This is a genomic window from Streptomyces sp. NPDC091280, assembly GCF_044768565.1.
Classification (GTDB): domain Bacteria; phylum Actinomycetota; class Actinomycetes; order Streptomycetales; family Streptomycetaceae; genus Streptomyces.
On the sequence record NZ_JBIVUZ010000010.1, the window covers coordinates 319787 to 335840 of the forward strand.

Annotated in this window: 11 protein-coding genes; 3 read left to right on the top strand and 8 right to left on the bottom strand. The window is 70.7% G+C overall.

Going from position 1 to position 16054, the window contains the following annotated elements:
• Position 1: 1 nt before the first annotated feature.
• From ACIQPR_RS29935 to ACIQPR_RS29950, 4 genes are all read right to left on the bottom strand, one after another.
• Positions 2–757: a hypothetical protein gene (locus tag ACIQPR_RS29935; RefSeq protein WP_403654565.1), complete on the bottom strand. Its 756-nt coding sequence runs from the start codon at positions 755–757 to the stop codon at positions 2–4.
• Positions 758–770: 13 nt separating this feature from the next.
• On the bottom strand, positions 771–1055 hold the full coding sequence (locus ACIQPR_RS29940; RefSeq protein WP_403654567.1) for a hypothetical protein: 285 nt from the start codon (positions 1053–1055) through the stop codon (positions 771–773).
• 104 nt (positions 1056–1159) lie between these two features.
• Positions 1160–1444: a hypothetical protein gene (locus tag ACIQPR_RS29945; protein ID WP_403654569.1), complete on the bottom strand. Its 285-nt coding sequence runs from the start codon at positions 1442–1444 to the stop codon at positions 1160–1162.
• Positions 1441–2199: a hypothetical protein gene (locus ACIQPR_RS29950; RefSeq protein WP_403654571.1), complete on the bottom strand. Its 759-nt coding sequence runs from the start codon at positions 2197–2199 to the stop codon at positions 1441–1443. The genes ACIQPR_RS29945 and ACIQPR_RS29950 overlap by 4 nt, the downstream gene beginning before the upstream one ends.
• A gap of 178 nt (positions 2200–2377) precedes the next feature.
• On the opposite strand from ACIQPR_RS29950, the gene ACIQPR_RS29955 reads away from it, so the two are divergent.
• From ACIQPR_RS29955 to ACIQPR_RS29965, 3 genes are all read left to right on the top strand, one after another.
• Positions 2378–3196, top strand: a complete 819-nt coding sequence (locus tag ACIQPR_RS29955) for a transglycosylase SLT domain-containing protein (protein ID WP_403654573.1) — start codon at positions 2378–2380, stop codon at positions 3194–3196.
• 41 nt (positions 3197–3237) lie between these two features.
• Positions 3238–4143 carry a hypothetical protein gene (locus ACIQPR_RS29960; protein WP_403654575.1) on the top strand — a complete coding sequence of 302 codons (906 nt, stop codon included), beginning with the start codon at positions 3238–3240 and terminating at the stop codon, positions 4141–4143.
• A 176-nt stretch (positions 4144–4319) separates the two neighbouring features.
• The gene (locus ACIQPR_RS29965; RefSeq protein ID WP_403654577.1) at positions 4320–4916 is read left to right on the top strand and encodes a sigma-70 family RNA polymerase sigma factor; all 597 of its coding nucleotides are present in this window, start codon (positions 4320–4322) and stop codon (positions 4914–4916) included.
• A 30-nt stretch (positions 4917–4946) separates the two neighbouring features.
• Here the strand turns inward: ACIQPR_RS29965 and ACIQPR_RS29970 are convergent, their stop codons facing one another.
• From ACIQPR_RS29970 to ACIQPR_RS29985, 4 genes are all read right to left on the bottom strand, one after another.
• Positions 4947–7886 (bottom strand): AfsR/SARP family transcriptional regulator, encoded by a 2940-nt coding sequence (locus tag ACIQPR_RS29970; RefSeq protein ID WP_403654579.1) that lies wholly within the window; start codon positions 7884–7886, stop codon positions 4947–4949.
• A gap of 722 nt (positions 7887–8608) precedes the next feature.
• A complete protein-coding gene (locus ACIQPR_RS29975) occupies positions 8609–8959 on the bottom strand; it encodes a hypothetical protein (RefSeq protein WP_393793439.1) in 351 nt (116 codons plus the stop codon).
• 17 nt (positions 8960–8976) lie between these two features.
• Positions 8977–9324 (bottom strand): hypothetical protein, encoded by a 348-nt coding sequence (locus ACIQPR_RS29980; RefSeq protein WP_403654581.1) that lies wholly within the window; start codon positions 9322–9324, stop codon positions 8977–8979.
• A 22-nt stretch (positions 9325–9346) separates the two neighbouring features.
• Positions 9347–15961, bottom strand: a complete 6615-nt coding sequence (locus ACIQPR_RS29985) for an RHS repeat domain-containing protein (protein ID WP_403654838.1) — start codon at positions 15959–15961, stop codon at positions 9347–9349.
• Positions 15962–16054: the final 93 nt, after the last annotated feature.

Below are 16054 nucleotides of genomic sequence, written 5' to 3' on the forward strand. Positions count from 1 at the left end.
GTCAGGCCCCCCAGAGTGTGTAGCCGACGGCGCTCTGCTCGGAGGCCAGCTGCGAGTAGAGGCTGCCGCTGCTGTCGGGCTGGATCTTCCAGTCGCCGCCGCTCCAGCGGACGTAGACGGTGGTCTTGGCGTAGCCCTGTTCGTTCTTGATCAGCAGCACGACGGCCGCCGCCTTGGCGGTGTACGAGGTCACCTGGAACCCGGCGTACGACGACGTGGTCGCGGCGCCGCTCGAACCGGTCGTGTCCGGTACGGCGGTGCGCTGGAACACGAACAGTTCGCGTTCCTGTCCGGCGACCACCTGCTGGTCGGTGACGGTGCGCCACTGGGTGCCGCTCATCTGGGTGGGGATGTCGGTGGCGGCCAGCACGGCGCCCATCGGGGTGTGCGCGAAGCACCACCACACGGCGCCCTGTTTCCTGGTCGGTCCCGCCGAGGCGGAGACCGGCACCCGCCCGATGTCGAGCGTATGCCAGGTGATGTCCTTGGGTACGGACGTCGGTATCGCGTCGCCCGCGCTGTCGTCGGTACGGCAGCCGCCGGGGCGGCCGTCCTTCTTGGCCACGGTGCCGGACAGCGGGCCTTTGGACACCGACGCCTCGGCACGGGCACGGGAGCCCGAGCCGGACGTCACCGTGGCGATCACGCCCAGGACGACGACCAGCGCGAGGAACCCCGCCGACGCCTGCCAACTGCGCTGTTTCCAGTACGGCCCGGACTCCTCGGGCCGCTGTCCTCCGCGCTTGAAGATGCCCACTGTCCCGCGCTCTCTAGTTGAAGACGAACTGGACGAGCGGGCCGGCCGTGGCCACCAGGACACAGCCGCCGAGCACCATGCCGAGGCGGCTCATGTGCTCCGAGCTCTCACCCCGCTTGACGGAGATGGCCATCATGGCGCCGGTCACCAGCACGCCGCAGACACCGGCCGCGGTGCCGGCCCAGGCGAGGATGCCGAGGACGAGGTTGACCTTGCTGGTCAGTTCGCCGGGGGCGTTGCTGGACGGCTGCGGAACGCTGGCCGCGAGGACGTTGGTGGCATCGAGCAGAGCGGACATGAGGATTCTCCGAGGAGTCGGCGCCCTGTCTGAGCGGGCGGCGGGAAGGTGAACTGGCGTTACTGGAAGGCCTGTTGGCCTGTCGGCCTGTTGACCGGTCGGCCTCAGGGACCTTGAAGGGTCAGAGCGCCGAGGAACGAGACGAGCGGACCGGCGGTGGAGGCGATCACACAGGCGAGGACGACGAAGAAGACCCCGCGGAAGTGCTCACCGCCCTCGCCCGGGTCGCCGCGGCGCAGCTGGAGCGCCATCTGCATGCCGACGATGATCAGTCCGGCGACGCCACAGGCGGAGGCGCACCAGCAGAGCGTGTTGATGATCGTGGCGCCGTCGGCGCCCGGGTCGAACCCGTCGGCCAAGTACTGGGTGGCGGAGAGGAGTTGACTCACGACCTGGTTCCCTCGTCGTAGACGTCGCTGCCCACCAGCCGGGAGAGCGTGACGAGTTGTCTGGGGATGTACTTCAGCTGTCCGTCCGTGCGCCACGCCGGGATCCACGGCACCCGGTGCACACGGGCGACGGAGCGCAGGACCCGGATGCGGCGCAGCAGACTCAGCGGCAGCCGTCCGGGGGCGTCGGCGACGAGCACCACGGCCAGCAGTTCGAGCCCCTGCGGGGCCTTGCCCTCCTTGAGCGCGCCGAGCGCCTGGGACACGGACCGCAGTCCGCGCGCGCTGGTCCGGCCGACCAGGACGATCCGGTACGGCTCGCCCCGCGCGGGCTCCGGCCAGCGCGCTCCGACGTCCACTCCGCCCAGCGCCTCGACCAGGGAGGTCGCCCCGGAGCCGCCGTGTGCCTGGACCCACCCGACGTCCTCGCGCGACCTGCCGCGCAGCGCCGTCCTGGGCCGCTTCGGCTGTCCCCGGCGCTGTTCCGCCGGGCGGCCCGAAGTGGCCTTGCGCGAAGGGGTGTTGGGCCGGGGAGCGACCTGCACGGGGGCGGCCGGGGCGACGGCCCGCACGGCGGGCTGTACGGCGGTCAGCGCCTGCGGCGGTCCTCCGACGGGGGTCCGGTGTCCGGCCGGTGCGGGATGTCCGGCGGGGGCGGTGGTGGTGCCGTCCGCCGCCGGCCGGGCCGGCTGCGTGGGCTTCGGTCCCCGGACCCATGACTGCGGGTCCGGCTGTGGTGCCGAAGGAACGCCCATGATGTTTTTCCCGCCCCCCTCTTGGCTCGTGCTTCCGCTGCTCTGACTCATCCGGTTTTCCACTGTTTTGAACTTTTTCGCCGCGGGGCCCGTTGCGCTGTATCGGGTCCGGCGGACAGCACAACGGGCCATGTGGCCGCAGCGGTTCAAGACGAGCGGAAGAAGACGGAGGACGCGGATGGGTGCCGCGGAGGGTGAGGACGGCGCGGGTTCGAAGGCCGTGCTGTACGGCGTGGCCGGCGCCGGCGTGGGCGGCTGCGTGATGATCCCGCTCGCCGTGGCGGGCGCCGTGCCGTTGATCATCATCTTCGGCGGCCTCGGGGTCCTGCTGGCCCCGCTGATCGCGCTGATCCTGCTCTTCGGGGGAGGCGGCGGCAGCGCCGACGACTACAGCGCCGACAACGACACGGCGAACCAGATGATCACCGTCATCCAGGGCGACGGGAAGGGCGAGTTGGACACCTCCACCGTCCCGTCGGACCTGGTGGACCCCATCCAGAAGGCCGGTGAGCAGTGCGACGCGATCGGCCCGATCGTCATCGCCTCCCAGTTGGAGAAGGCGTCCGGCTTCAACTCGACCGTGGTCGGCGCGCACGGCGAGACGGGCATCGCCCAACTGACACCGGACATCTTCAGCAAGTACGGCAAGGACGACGACGACAACGGCAAGACGCAGGCGACGGACAACAAGGACTCGATCATGGCCCTGGCCCGCTACATGTGTGATCTGGCGGGCCAGGGACAGACGTTGCTCGACAACGGCACGGTCGTGAAGACCACCGACAAGGACGGCAACACCACCAACAGCGTGCTGGACCTCGCCCTGGCCGGCTACGCCATCGGGATGGACGCCGTGAAGGCCGCCAAGGGCGTCCCGCAGTCGAACGACGCGCTCAGCTATGTCCTCGCCATCCGCGCCCAGTTCGCCAAGTACCAGGGCATCGCCGCCCCGCCCTCGGGCGCCACCCCGGGCGTCACGCCCACCCCCACGAACTGACCACCCCGCTCCCCCGGATCCGCCGTACGAGAAGGACAGCCATGGACCGCTTCCAGGTGTACGTCTCCGACGAAGGCCTCGCCGAGATCGACGGCGAGCCGCTCGTCCCCGCTCCTGGCCAGTCCGTGCACGAGGCCGTGCTCGACCGGCTGCACCAGTACGCCGAGGAGTCCGGCGCGGCCGTGGACGCCACGGTCGGCGACGGCCCCGGCGCGACCCACTTCGTCCTGCGGGTCCTGCCGGACGGCTCCAGCCACGTCCTCGCGCCCACGCCCGGGGACACACCGGAACCCGAACCGGCGGCCCCCCGGCCGGAGTCGGAGCCCGAGCAGTCCCCCGAGGCCACCGCACCGACCACCGCACCACCCGCCGCTCCGGCCGCCCCGGCCGTCGCGGCCCCGGCCGTGGGGACCTCCGCCGTCGCGACCGCCGTGGCCCGCGCCCGCGCCACGGCCGCCATCCGCAACGCCATGCGGCAGCCCGAACCCCTCGTCGAGCCGCCGCCGGCCGAACTCTCCGAACAGATCGGCCACATCAACGAGTTGGGGATCGCCGGCCGGCTCGACGAGGCCTTCGCCCGGGCGACCGTGCTGCGCCAGAAGCTGACCGGCTCGGTGGGCGCCGAGCATCCGCACGCGGTGGAGGCACGGGCCGTGGAGGCCTACCTCGCGCATCTGCGCGGCGACCATCGCGAGGCCGTCGTACTGGCGCTGGCCGTGGCCCGCATCCGGTGCGGGGCCGGGGACGAGCGGGCGCCGATGGACGTGGCGCGGGCGGCGGCGGCCTGGCGGCAGCTCGACGACTCCCCGGCCACCGTCGCCCACGGCCACGAACTCCTGCACATGTGGAACATGTTGAGCCGCCGGGAACCGCTGCCGCCGGGCCACGCCGAACTCGCCGAGGAGGTCCGCAGATACATCGAGGAGCTGGAGGGGGCGTACGTCTGAGCCTCTGAGCACCACCCGGCGCACTCCGGCGCACACACGCTGACCGGCCCGTCAATCCCCTCGTACAACAGGCGTCAAACAGACGTGGACCGTCCCTCGGAACACTCCCTTCCCCACGAGCCCCACTCCGGCCCCCGAGCGGCCGGGGCGGTCAACCGAGGAGCAGGAGCACTTCCATGAACGTGACGGCCATCGGATCGGCGAGCGCGGTCTCGCCCGAGGAACGGGCGCTGCGCGACCTGTATCTGGAACACGGGCCGGACCTCTACTCGTACGTGCTGCGCATGGTGGACTGGGACACGCACCGCGCGGAGGACGTCCTCCAGGAGACACTGCTGCGCTGCTGGAACAACGGGAACCTGACCGACGCGGAGGGCATGGCCGTACGCCCCTGGATGTTCCGGGTCGCCCGCAACCTCGTGATCGACGCGCACCGCACGCGGATGGCGCGCCCGCTGGAGATCAGCGGCACCAACTGGCTGGGCGACATGTACTCCGAGGAGGACGACATAGAGCGGATGCTGTCGTCCATGGTGCTCCAGGACGCCCTCCGGACGCTGACGCCCGCGCACCGCGAGGTGCTGCGGGCGACGTTCTTCGCCGACCGTACGACCCAGCAGGCCGCGGAGGACCTGGGGATTCCGCGCGGGACCGTGAAGTCCCGCGTGTACTACGCGCTGCGCAGCCTGCGCCTCGCGCTGCGGGAACACGGGGTCGCGATGGAGGAGACGCGGGAGGAGCGCGGGGAGGCGGAGCAGGACGTGGCCTGCTGACCCACGGCCCCGGGCCGGCCCATCACGGCGTCAACGGCCTGTCGGTGCCTCCGGCCCGCCGCTGTCCCCGTCGATCTCGCGCAGGACCGCGCCCACCTCGTCGGCGTCCGGGTGGCCCAACTCCGCCAGCAGCGCGAGGGCCGACCGCAGCGCCTCGCGGGCCGCGTCCCGGTCACCGGTGGCCCGGTGGGCGTCGCCGAGGTGCCGCAGGACGTCGGCTTCGAGATAGTGGTCGCCGGTCACGGCGAACAGGCGCGCCGAGCGCTTGAAGTGCTCGATGGCCTCCGGGTACTGGCCGAGGTGGTGGTAGGCGTAGCCGATCGTGTCCTGGGTCGAGGCCGCTCCGTAGGGGTCGCCCATCTCGTCGTAGAGGGCCAGTCCCTCCCGGCCGCAGTCGAGGGCTTTCTCGTGGTCACCGATCAGGATGTACGTCCAGGCGACCTGGTTGAGGACACCGGCTTCGCCGTTGCGGTCGCCCTCGGCCCGGAACAGCGCGCGGGCCAGCGCGTAGTGGTCGAGGGCGGCCGGGCGCCGGTCCGTGCGGTTGCCCAGGTAGGCGAGGCCACGGTGGACCCGGGCCTGCCCGAACGGGTCGCCCTCGGCACGGAACAGGTCCAGCGCGCGTTCGAGGCAGTCGGCCGCGGGTCGCGCGTGGTTGAGCTGCGAGTGGGCCACGCCCAGACCGCACAGCGAGTACGCCTGCCCGATGCGGTCGCCGAGCCGCTGTGCCGCCGCCAGCGCCACCGCGTTGATCTTCAGCAGGTCGTGCCAGAACCCGAGCCGGTTGAAGTAGACGTCCAGGGCCGCCGCGGTGCGCCAGGCGTGTTCGTCGTAGCCGTGGGCGGCGGCGTGTTCGACGATCGCGCCCAGGACGTACCGCTCCGTGCGCAGCCAAGTGGTCGCCTCCGCCCGGTCGTTGAACCGAAGGGGCGCACTGCCCGTTGTGTTCGGTGGCAGGGCGATGCTCTCGCGGAACGGGTCGAGCACCGAGGAGGCGTTGTGGGCGGTGCGCAGGAAGTGGTCGTGCATCCGCAGCACGGCCGCCCCGCGGGCGCTCTCGCCGTCCTCGACGTCGGCGAGTTCGCCGGAGTAGGCGCGCAGCAGGTCGTGGAAGACGAACCGGCCCGGAGCACGTTCGATGAGCAGGCTCGCCCCGGTCAGTTCGGTGAGCAGGGCGCGGACTCCGCGGGGTGGCGCGCCGGCCAGGGCGACAGCCGCGGCCGTGGTGATGTCCGGGCCCGGATGCAGGGCGAGACGACGGAAGAGTCCGGCCGCCTCCGGCGACAGCGCCCGGTAGGACCAGGAGAACACGGCACGCGCGTCGGTGCCCGGGTCCTCACCGACGAACGCGTCGAGGCTGCCATGGTGGTAGCGGAGTTCCTGGGCGATGTCGGCGAGCCGGAAGCCGGGATGGTGGGCCGCGCGGGCCGCCACGATGGCCAGGGCCAGCGGCAGCCGGGCGCACAGCTCGACGATCGCCGCGACGGCCGCCGGTTCGGCGTCGACCCGGGCACCGCCGAGCCGCCGGGACAGCAGTTCGTACGACTCCTCGGTGCTCAGCAGTCCCGGCGTGAGCGGGTGGGCGCCGTGCTTGGCGACCAGCCCGCCGAGCCGGTTGCGGCTGGTGACGATGACGAGGCTGCCGGGGGTGCCGGGCAGCAGCGGCCGTACCTGCTCGGCGTCACGGGCGTTGTCGAGCACGATCAGGACCCGCCGGTCGGCGAGGATGCTGCGGTAGAGCGCGGCCTGCGCGTCGAGTCCCTCCGGGACGGCCTGCGGGGTCACGCCGAGCGCCACGAGGAACATCTCGATCGCGGTGCCCGGGGACACCCGGGAGCCGGAGGGGTCGTAGCCGCGAAGGTTGACGTGGAGGCTGCCGTCGGGGAACCGGTGGGCGATCCGGTGCGCCCAGTGCACGGCGAGGGCGGTCTTGCCGCTGCCCGCCATGCCGTCGACGACACCGACGACCGCGGTGCCGGGCGGCCCGTCTCCTGCGGGCAACAGGCCCGACAGATAGTCGAGTTCGGTGCGCCGACCGGTGAACAGGGGCAGATCGGCGGGGAGTTGCGCGGGACTCACCACACCGGCCCGGCGGCCGGGCGAGGGCAAGTCCGGCTCCGCCCCGGTCACTTGACCGGGGCGCTGCGGGGCGGCCGTGTCACCGGACGGTCCGGGGGGCGCCGGCCGGGCGAGCGCGGGGTCCGCGGCCAGGATCCGCGCGTGTACGGCACGTAAGGAAGGGCCCGGATCGATGCCCAGTTCGTCGGCCAGCACGCGGCACGTGCTGGCGTAGGCCTCCAGCGCCTCGGCCTGCCGCCCGCTCCGGTACAGGGCGGTCAGCAGCAGTTCGCTCACCGCCTCGCGCAGCGGGTGCGCGTCACGCAGCGCCAGCAGTTCCGGCACCGCCGCCTCGTGCCGTCCCAGCTCCAGTTCGACGGAGAGCCTCGACTCCAGGGCGCGCAGCCGCCGTTCGGCGAACGCGGTCCGCGCGGAATCGGCGTACGGACCGGGCACGCCGGCCAGTGCGGCACCGTCCCCGACGGTGAGCGCGGTACGCAGCGAGTGGAGCGCGCCGGCCGCGTCCCCGGCGGCCCGCAGCCGCTCGGCCCGCGTGACAGCCGCCTCGAACTCGGCCAGGTCGCTGGAGACCCGGTCGGTCCGCAGGGCGTATCCGTCCCCGATGGACACCAGCAGCCCGGACGGCAGCCCCGGCGCCCGCTCGGGCTCGAACAGCTTGCGGAGCCGCGAGACGTAGGTACGCACCATCGCGACGGCGCCCCGGGGCGCCGTCGCGCCCCAGACCCCCGCCACGAGCTCGGCCACCCCGATCGCCTGCCCCCGGCCCAGCAGCAGCATCGCGAGCACCGCACGCTGCTGAGGGGGCCCGAGCGCCACTTCGGCGGACCCCCGCCAGGCACGCAGCGGACCGAGCAGGGAGAACCGGAAGGGCTTTATTCCACTTTCCTCCACGGTCCAGCACAGTAGTCGCCACAATGCCAAACGTTTGACCGAACAGCCGATCCCGGCCAGACACCCACCTGCCGCGGACACCCCTGGGAAAACCGCGTCTTCGCAGCTCAGAGACGATGCGACAACCCGGCCCGCGACCGACTACACGCCCGGCCGAACCCTCAACTGGCCCGACCCTCCAGCGAAATTGCTGGTCAGATCGATTCTGCTCGCGTAGCGCGTGGTGGGGCGGGTGGGACTCGAACCCACGGCCGACGGATTATGAGTCCTTTGAGGATCTTGGCGACCCTTGTCGATCCATGCCCATCTTGATCGTTTTACCAGGTCAGAGCAGGTTTGGCGTCTCGGTCCTTCTCGGTCCTTGTCAGTCTTTTCCGATCCTTGCGTCCAACCTGCGTCCAGAACGCGTCCCGGATGGACGAGCCAGGCCGCCACAGGGTCGGTCCTCCCAGCTCGGCGAAGAGCGCCGAAACCGCGAGAAACGGATGTACGTTCCAACGCGTAGAGGCTCCGCCCAGCCCTTGGGGGCCTGTCGCGGAGCCGCCTCTCCCGTGCCGTCATGAAGGCGTGGTGGGTGTGACAACCTGTGCTACGCGGCGGCTGCCCGGCGTGTCCCGTCCCTTGCGGCCCGACGCGCCGAGGCTCTCGAAGGAGAGGTCCTCAGCGCGTCGGGCCGATCAGCGCGACGCGGAATCCCGGCCGACAGTCGCCAAAGGCGGTGCTCAGCCCGCCTGTCCCTGCTCCGTACCGGTCGCCGGCGGGACGACTCGCAGGTTCGCGTCGGGCTGCACCCAGGACAGGTCCGCGCCCTCGACGCTCTCGAGATCGACGACGGCGTGCCAGCCGGGGGACAGTTCGGAGAACTCTCCGAACGGCGCCCGGTGGATCCGGACCACCCGGGCCGGGGAGAGTGCCCCGGGATCCGGTGGGCTGTCCACCGGAAGCACCGAATCGCCGGGGAAGACACTCCGCCCCACACTGATGCAGCGGGCGTGGCAGACCACCTTGTCCGCCGAGGGCCGCTCGTACACGGTCTCCACCTGCAGCAGCCCCTCAGGCTCGGTACCGGTCACGTTCTCACCCGCGGCACTCAGTCCGCCCGTTCCTGCTCCGGGCCGGTCGCCGGCGGCACCACCCGGAGGTCCACCATGGGCTGCACCCAGGACAGGTCCGTGCCCTCGGGGGCCTCCAGATGTACGACGGCGCTCCAGCCGGGGGTCAGTTCGGTGAACTCCCCGAGGGGCTCTCGGTGTATCCGAAGCACCCTGGCCGGGGAACCCCCCTCTCCCGATGGGCTGTCCACCGGGAGCACCTCGTCGCCGGGGAAGACACTCCGCCCCACACTGACGCAACGGGCATGACAGACCACCGTGTGCGCTGAGGGCCGCTCGTACACGATCACGACCTTCAGCAGTCCGACAGGCTCGGTACCGCTCACTCTGCGGATGCCTCCATCCAGGTCAGAACCAGTTCATTACCTTGTCGGCCACATCGGACGCCACACCGCTGCCGATGAGGCCTCCGACGACGCCTCCGACGACACCGCCGATGACGGTACCCGCACCGGGAATGGCCGAGCCGATGGACGCACCTACCTCCGCCCCGTAGGTGGCGCCCGCCAGACCGCCCGCGAGGCCCGCGGCGTCCCGGGTGGCGGTGTGGAGCCGCTGCGCGGGCGGCGCCTTGGCGACGTCGTACGCGGAGAGGGCCACCGCACCGACGAAGAGGCTGCCCTTGAGCGCGCCGCCCACCGTGATGAAGCCCGCGTCGCCACCCGCCGAGCCCGCCAGCTTGCTCGCGGTCGAGGCGGCACCGCTGCCCGAACCGCCGGTCGCCCCGGCGTTCTTGGCGAAGTCCTCGATCTGAGCCGGGGTCAGCTTGGGGGTCTTGATGAGGTTGTCGTCCAGGTCGCCGAGCCTGGTGGACGGATCGACGTCGATCCCCATCTTGGACAGCATGCTCCTGGCCTGCTCGACCGGGATCGTCACCCTGGCCCGCTTGGCGAGATCGGTGGCGGACCCCTCGACCCACACCTCACTCTCGTGCGGGATCGACTGGTAGTAGTTGTCCACTATCTCCAGTTCGACGAGGTCCTGCCGGTTCAGGATGTGGAGCACGCCCTGGCCGTGGTAGTCGTTCGCGGCCTGGGTGGCGAAGTGGGTGGAGACACCCGGATCCGAAGAGGTCGGCGTGGACCCGGTGGACTGGATGTTCGCCGATCCGCCGAACCCCTCCGTGGTCCCCCGGAAAAGCCAGTCCGTCGAGTCCGTCGGCGGACGGTAGGACGGCCCGGGGCCCATGTCCGCCGGGTACATCTGGCCGCTCGGGTCGGCGTTGGTGACGGGGTTGTCACCGGCGTAGGCGTAGCCGCCGAGCTCCTGCGGGTCGGTGGCCTCGAACTTGGGGTCGACGCTGATGAAGCGCCCCAGCGCCGGGTCGTACTTGCGGACACCGACGTCGGTGTAACCGGTCGCGGCCTCCTGGGACTTGCCGAGGAACGAGTGAGTAGGGTCCGCCCACGGGGTGTCGTTGGCGTTGGCCCGCTGCTGCCCGTACGGCGTGTACTGCTGACGGGACACCTTCTGCGTGGTGGTGTCCATGGCCATGGTGCCGGTGCCGTGCGGGTCGTCGAAGAGGTAGTCGGTGCCTCCGCCGGGCAGGCTGGAGCGGACCGCCACCGGGCTGCCGGCACCGCCGTGCGCGTAGGTGCGTACGGCGCCGAGCAGGACATTCGGGGTCACGCCGGTGTTGACGACGATCTCGGTGTCGCCCGCGAACAGCGTGGTCTTCCCGGGGTCGCGGCGGATCAGCTGGTTGCCGTCGGCGTCGTAGACGTACTTCGTGGTGCCGGCGCTGCTTCCGGTGGTGTCGACCTGGGCCAGGTGGCCTTCGTCGTCCCAGGTCAGGCTCTGGCCCGCGCCGCTGCCGGTGGGGGTGCGGGTGAGCAGGTTGCCCGCGGCGTCGTAGACGAAGTCGGCCGGGTTGCTTCCTCCGGTGGTCTTGGTGAGGGTGTGCGGCTGGGCGCCGGTCGCGTTGCAGCCGGTGGTGCAGCCCTCGACGTAGCCGGTGGTGACGTCCGCCCCGCCGGTGGTGGAGTGGTCGACCACCTGGGTGCGGTCACCGATGGCGTTGTAGCTGTAGGACTGCCAGTACGACCCGGCAGTGCCGGCGACGGTCGCGGCGGTGGGGTCGGTACCCTGCGCCGGGCAGGCGGTCTTCGCGGTCCATGCCTGGGACAGCCGGGCCAGTGCGTCGTACTGGTAGCACTGGGTGTCCTTGACCGTGTTGCCGGTCTCGGACTGCTGGTCGGCGGTGGTCAGCGGGTTGCCGGCGGCGTCGTAGGAGTACGTGGTGTCGTCCACCTGCGGCCCCGGGGCCTGCGTGCGCGAGATGAGCCGCTCGGTGGGCTTGCGGGTCTGGTCGTCGTAGGAGTAGGTGATCCAGGCGGGGTTGGTGGACGCTCCCAGCGTGAGCTGCGAGGGCTGGCCGTAGTTGGTGTATACGGTGCCGCCGACGTAGGTCTGGATGCTGCTCGCGGTCGTGGTGGGGTTGCCGAGCACGTCGTGCCCGTAGGTGATGGTCTCGTTGTTCAGGCCCTGGGTGCGCGGGTCGGCCTGCGTGGCCAGCAGCTGCGTCTTGGGGGTGTAGGTGTAGGTGGTCTGGTAGCTGGCCGACAGCGGTGCCTCGCTCGTGGGCAGCGTGATCTTCGTACCGGTCGACTTGCCCAGGGTGGTGTAGCCGGTCGTCGCGACCGTGTATCCGCCCGTCACGCCCTGCACATAGCTGGTGGACGAGGTCAGCTGGCCGATCCGCAGGGAGTCGTACAGCCAGGAGGCGACCTTGAAGTTCTTCGCCTTGTCCGTCTCGGTCAGCTTGCGGCCGAGCAGGTCGTAGGTGAAGTCCAGCTCGTTGTTGCGTGAGTCGGTGGTGGAGACGAGGTTCCCGGCGTCGTCGAAGCCGTAGTGGCTGGCGCCGGCGTCCGGGTCCGCCTGCGAGGTCTTGCGGCCCAGCAGGTCGTAGCCGAAGCCCCACACCGCGTTGTCGGGGCCGGTCACCTTGTTCTGAAGGCCGGCCGCGTCGTACCCGTAGCGGGTGGCGTGGGACGTCCCACCGGTGACGGTGAAACCGTCGGTCGCGTTGCCGCCCACGGTCGGCGCGACGGTGAACTGGTCGAGCTCGGTGTTCTGACCGCGCGCGTCGGCCACCGTGGTGGTGGCGACCGCCCCGGTGGGCGGGATGACGGTGGTCCTGTCACCCGTGTAGGCGGTGCGGGTGTTCCAGGTCTGGACCCCGTCGTGCTCCTCGGTGCTGCGGGTGGTGCGTCCCATCGCGTCGTGGTCGGTGACGGTGGTGGCGGGGATGCTCACCTGGGAGACCGACACCAGACTGGGGCGCGGGTCGCCGTCGACCGCGTAGCTGTTGTCGGTGACCACAGTCCAGCCGTGCGAGTCGTACTGGGTGTCCGAGACCGTGGTGCTGCCGTTCTCGGCCGTCACCTGGGTCTGCAGGGTGCGCAGCATGGCGTCGTACAGCGTCTCGTTGATGCTGTAGCTGCCGTTGTCCAGCAGGGTGCCCGTGGACACCACCGAAGGAGCGGTGGCGGACAGCGCGTAGCTGTAGGTCATGCTGGCGGCGGCGCCGGCGCCCTTGTTCTCGTTGGGCAGCCAGACACCGGTCAGCCGGCCGAGCGCGTCGTAGGACAGCGATGTGACCAGACCGGCGACATCGGTCTTGGTGAGGGGCACGCCACGGGCGGCATCCAGCCCGGAGGACGCCACCTGGCAGTCCTTGGACGAGGTGGTGGCCGGGGTGCAGGTCGTGCCCGGGGTGATCTGGGTGGCCGTGGTGGTGCCGGTGGGCAGTGCGCCGCTGGCCGGCGTGTAGGAGGTCGCCACCGTCTGGGCCAGGCTGCTGCCGTCCGGGGCGGTGGAATGGGGCGTCCGGGTGGCCAGTACCACTCGGCCGTAGGAGTCGTACGTGCTCTGGGTCTGGTCGACGAACTTGGTGGCGGTCGCCCCGCTGGACGCCGACGCCTTCTGGACGAGAGTGGCGTCGCCCGTGCTCGGCTGGTCCGGGTTGGACTGACCGTCGCCGTTGTAGGCGAAGGCGTGGCCGTCGAACGACGTGCGGGTGTCGGACACCAGGTTTCCGGAGGGGTTGGCTCCGGAGCTGTTGCAGTCCTGGTCGGTGACGATGCTCTCGGCGGTGATCACCACGGTTGCGCGGGTGCCGTCGAGATAGCGGGTGAAGGTGCACTTGGCGGTGTTGCCGGTGGCACCCGTCTCACCGCGGTCGTCGCTCTGGACGGCCATGCCGGTGGTGGTCTGGCCCAGGGTCGTGTTGTAGAAGGTGTCGGTCTCGGTCTTTCGCCAGCCGTAGGAGACGGCCTGGCGGGTCAGCGTCCTGGCGGGGCGGACCATGTTCGCCGTCAGGTCCGCGACTCCGGTCCGGGCCCGCGTGGCGGTGGGGCCGATGATCTTCGGAACGTTGACGACGGCCTTGTCGATGCCGCCGTTCGCACCGGTGTAGGTGTCGGTCTCGAAGACCTGCCCGGCCAGCGCGTTGTCGTCGGCGACACTGACGCTGCCGTCCTGGCTGGTGAGGTCGGGCGCGCTGCGTGTCCCCGACGGCATGGTGTCGCCGTTCATGCCCAGGAAGTAGTAGGTCTTGGTGAGGGTCTTCTGGTCGTAGACCTTGGCCCCGTCGGTGTAGTGGAAGACGTTCGGGTCACCGGTGGTGACGTCCACTTCGGGGAATCCGCGGAACTGGCCCCAGGTGCGGTTCTTGCTCTTGACCGTCTCGTTGTCGTCGTAGTGCCAGCCGGGGTTCCCCTTGTAGGAGTACTCCGTCAGCAACTCCGGCTCGGTGCCGTCCTGGTAGCTATTGTGCGGGTCGACGGTGGACACCGATCTGACCGGGTGCAGGAAGAACCAGTCCAGCATCGGCGCGGGCTGTCCCTCTGGCGTCCAGTACACCGGGAAGCACCGCAGTTTGTTCGTCGACGCGAACCCCTTCGCCGCCGCGTCCGCCGGGTCGGACGGATCACTCGCCGGGGCGCTGGAGCAGTCCGGGGTGTCGTAGGCCACCGTGGTCTGCGCACCGGTCTCGGTGGTGACCGACTGGATCCGGTCGTGGTACATCAACGGCATCTGCGGGATCGTCCCGACCCGGTTCGCCAGCTGCAGCGGCGGATCGAAGCTCACCGAGGGCGTGGAGGTGCTCGCGGAGGCCCCGCCGAGCAGGTCCAGGCCGGTGTGCTTGATGCTGTCCAGCCACAGGGTCGGGGCGTGGTCGCCGCCGTCGGGGAAGGACTGGGTGAAGTCGTAGCGGTCCACCTGCTTGGTCGCCCCGCCGACCTGCACCTGCGTGGTGATCGAGGTCAGACGCTTGCGCGACCAGAAACTGGGGCCGTGGTTGGTGCAGTCCGTCGCGTCCTTGGCGCAGTTCAGGTCGATCGGCACATCCGGCCAGTACTCCGGGTTGGACGTGGTGAACTGGGAGTCCGAGCACGTGTTGCCCGCGGGCGTGCCCGAGATGCAGCGCTCCGCCGTCGCGTCGAACAGGATCTGCTCCGGCGCGGTGGCCGAGTAGACCGTGGACGAGGTCATGCCGTAGTCGATGCGCTTCAGCGTTCCGCCGCGGGTGTAGGCCACCGCGGTGTTCTTCATGTTCGGGCCGTAGTAACCCGTCTCCGGCGCGTAGTAGTACGCCATCGCGTTGCTGTGGCGGTCCACGACGTAGTCCAGGTTGAACCGGTAGCCCAGGGTGCAGGAGCTGGACGCGAAGTCGGTGCCCGCGGGGCAGTCGGAGACGCCGCTGTGTGCCTTGTAGACCGGCATCGTCCAGGCCGACTTGGTCTCCTCCTTGCCCGAGCTCCAGCCCGGCAGGCGGTTCCAGCCGAAGTAGTACTGGGTGCCGTTCTCGGTGACCTTGAAGTACTCGCCGTTGTCGGTGCCGTTGGTCGCGCCGGTCAGGTCCTCGATCTTCGTGGTGGAGTCGTCCTGCGCGGCGCGGAACGTCTTGGTGCTGTCGTCGTAGACGATCGGGGTGGACTTGCCGTCCAGTGACAGGGTTAGGACCTGGCCCGCCCAGCACTCGTCGCCGTCGTTCTTGGGCGCGTCCGTCGACGAGTCGTCCTTGCAGGACTTGTAGGTCCGCTCGATGTAGTTGTCCGAGGTCGACCAGCCGTCGCCCAGCCACGAGGACTGGTTGTTGGTCCCCTCGGTACGCGAGTCCTGCGTCGCCGAGTTGTAGTTCAGGGTCAGCGTGGGTGCCGAACCGCCGATCGCTCCGGGCACGGCGATGGGGTAGTTGTAGGTGAAGGCCCCGGTGTTGCCCGAGGTGGACCACGTGCCACCGGACGACAGGCTGGTAGCCGCGTAGTCGCCGGACGAGCCGCTGGTGCCCGCGGTCGCGGCCAGCGCCACCACACCGCCGGACACCCCGGCGGTGTGTGCGGACGAGGACTTGGACGTCGTCGCCGGCAGCGAGACCTGGGCCGACAACGGTGCGCCGGCCCTGGTGCGCAGCGACGTCTGCGACTGGCAACGCGGCAGTCGGGGGGTCGTCAGTACGCAGGCCGGCAGCCGCACCAGGTGCAGCCGTGCGGCGTAGTCGCCGCCGAAGGCGTTGCGGAAGGCCGAGTCGTCCACGTCGACCCCGACGCTGCCGGAGCCACCCGCGCTCCGCAGGGTGAACAGCACGCCGTGTACACCGGCGGCCCGTGCGGTCTTCTGGTCGACCGTCTTCACCTGGACCCGGCGCGCCGTGGTACCCGAACGCGCCGCCGACAGCAGTACCGGCGACGACCCCGCCCGCCGGGAGGCTGCCGAGCCCGCCGCGACGTGCGCCGGACGCCCACCGGTGGGCGGAACGGTCAGCGACACCGTCGAGCTACCGCCACCGGGCAACGAGGCGTGCCCCGCCGGATCGAACCGGGTGAACTTCTTCGACGCCGCGGCCGCCTTCGGCTTCGCGTGGGTGAAGGGGATCCGCTTGTCCTTGGCCACCGCGGGAGCCGGGACGTGCCGGTGCGCGTTCGGCGAAGCCATCGCATCCGCGGCGGGGATGAGCATGCTCACCAGGAGGACACCTGTGGTCGGGAGGCTGAGACCACGGAGCCGTCTGGCGCCCCGCAGCATCCGTCTCCCCAACCCGGCTGTTCGCGT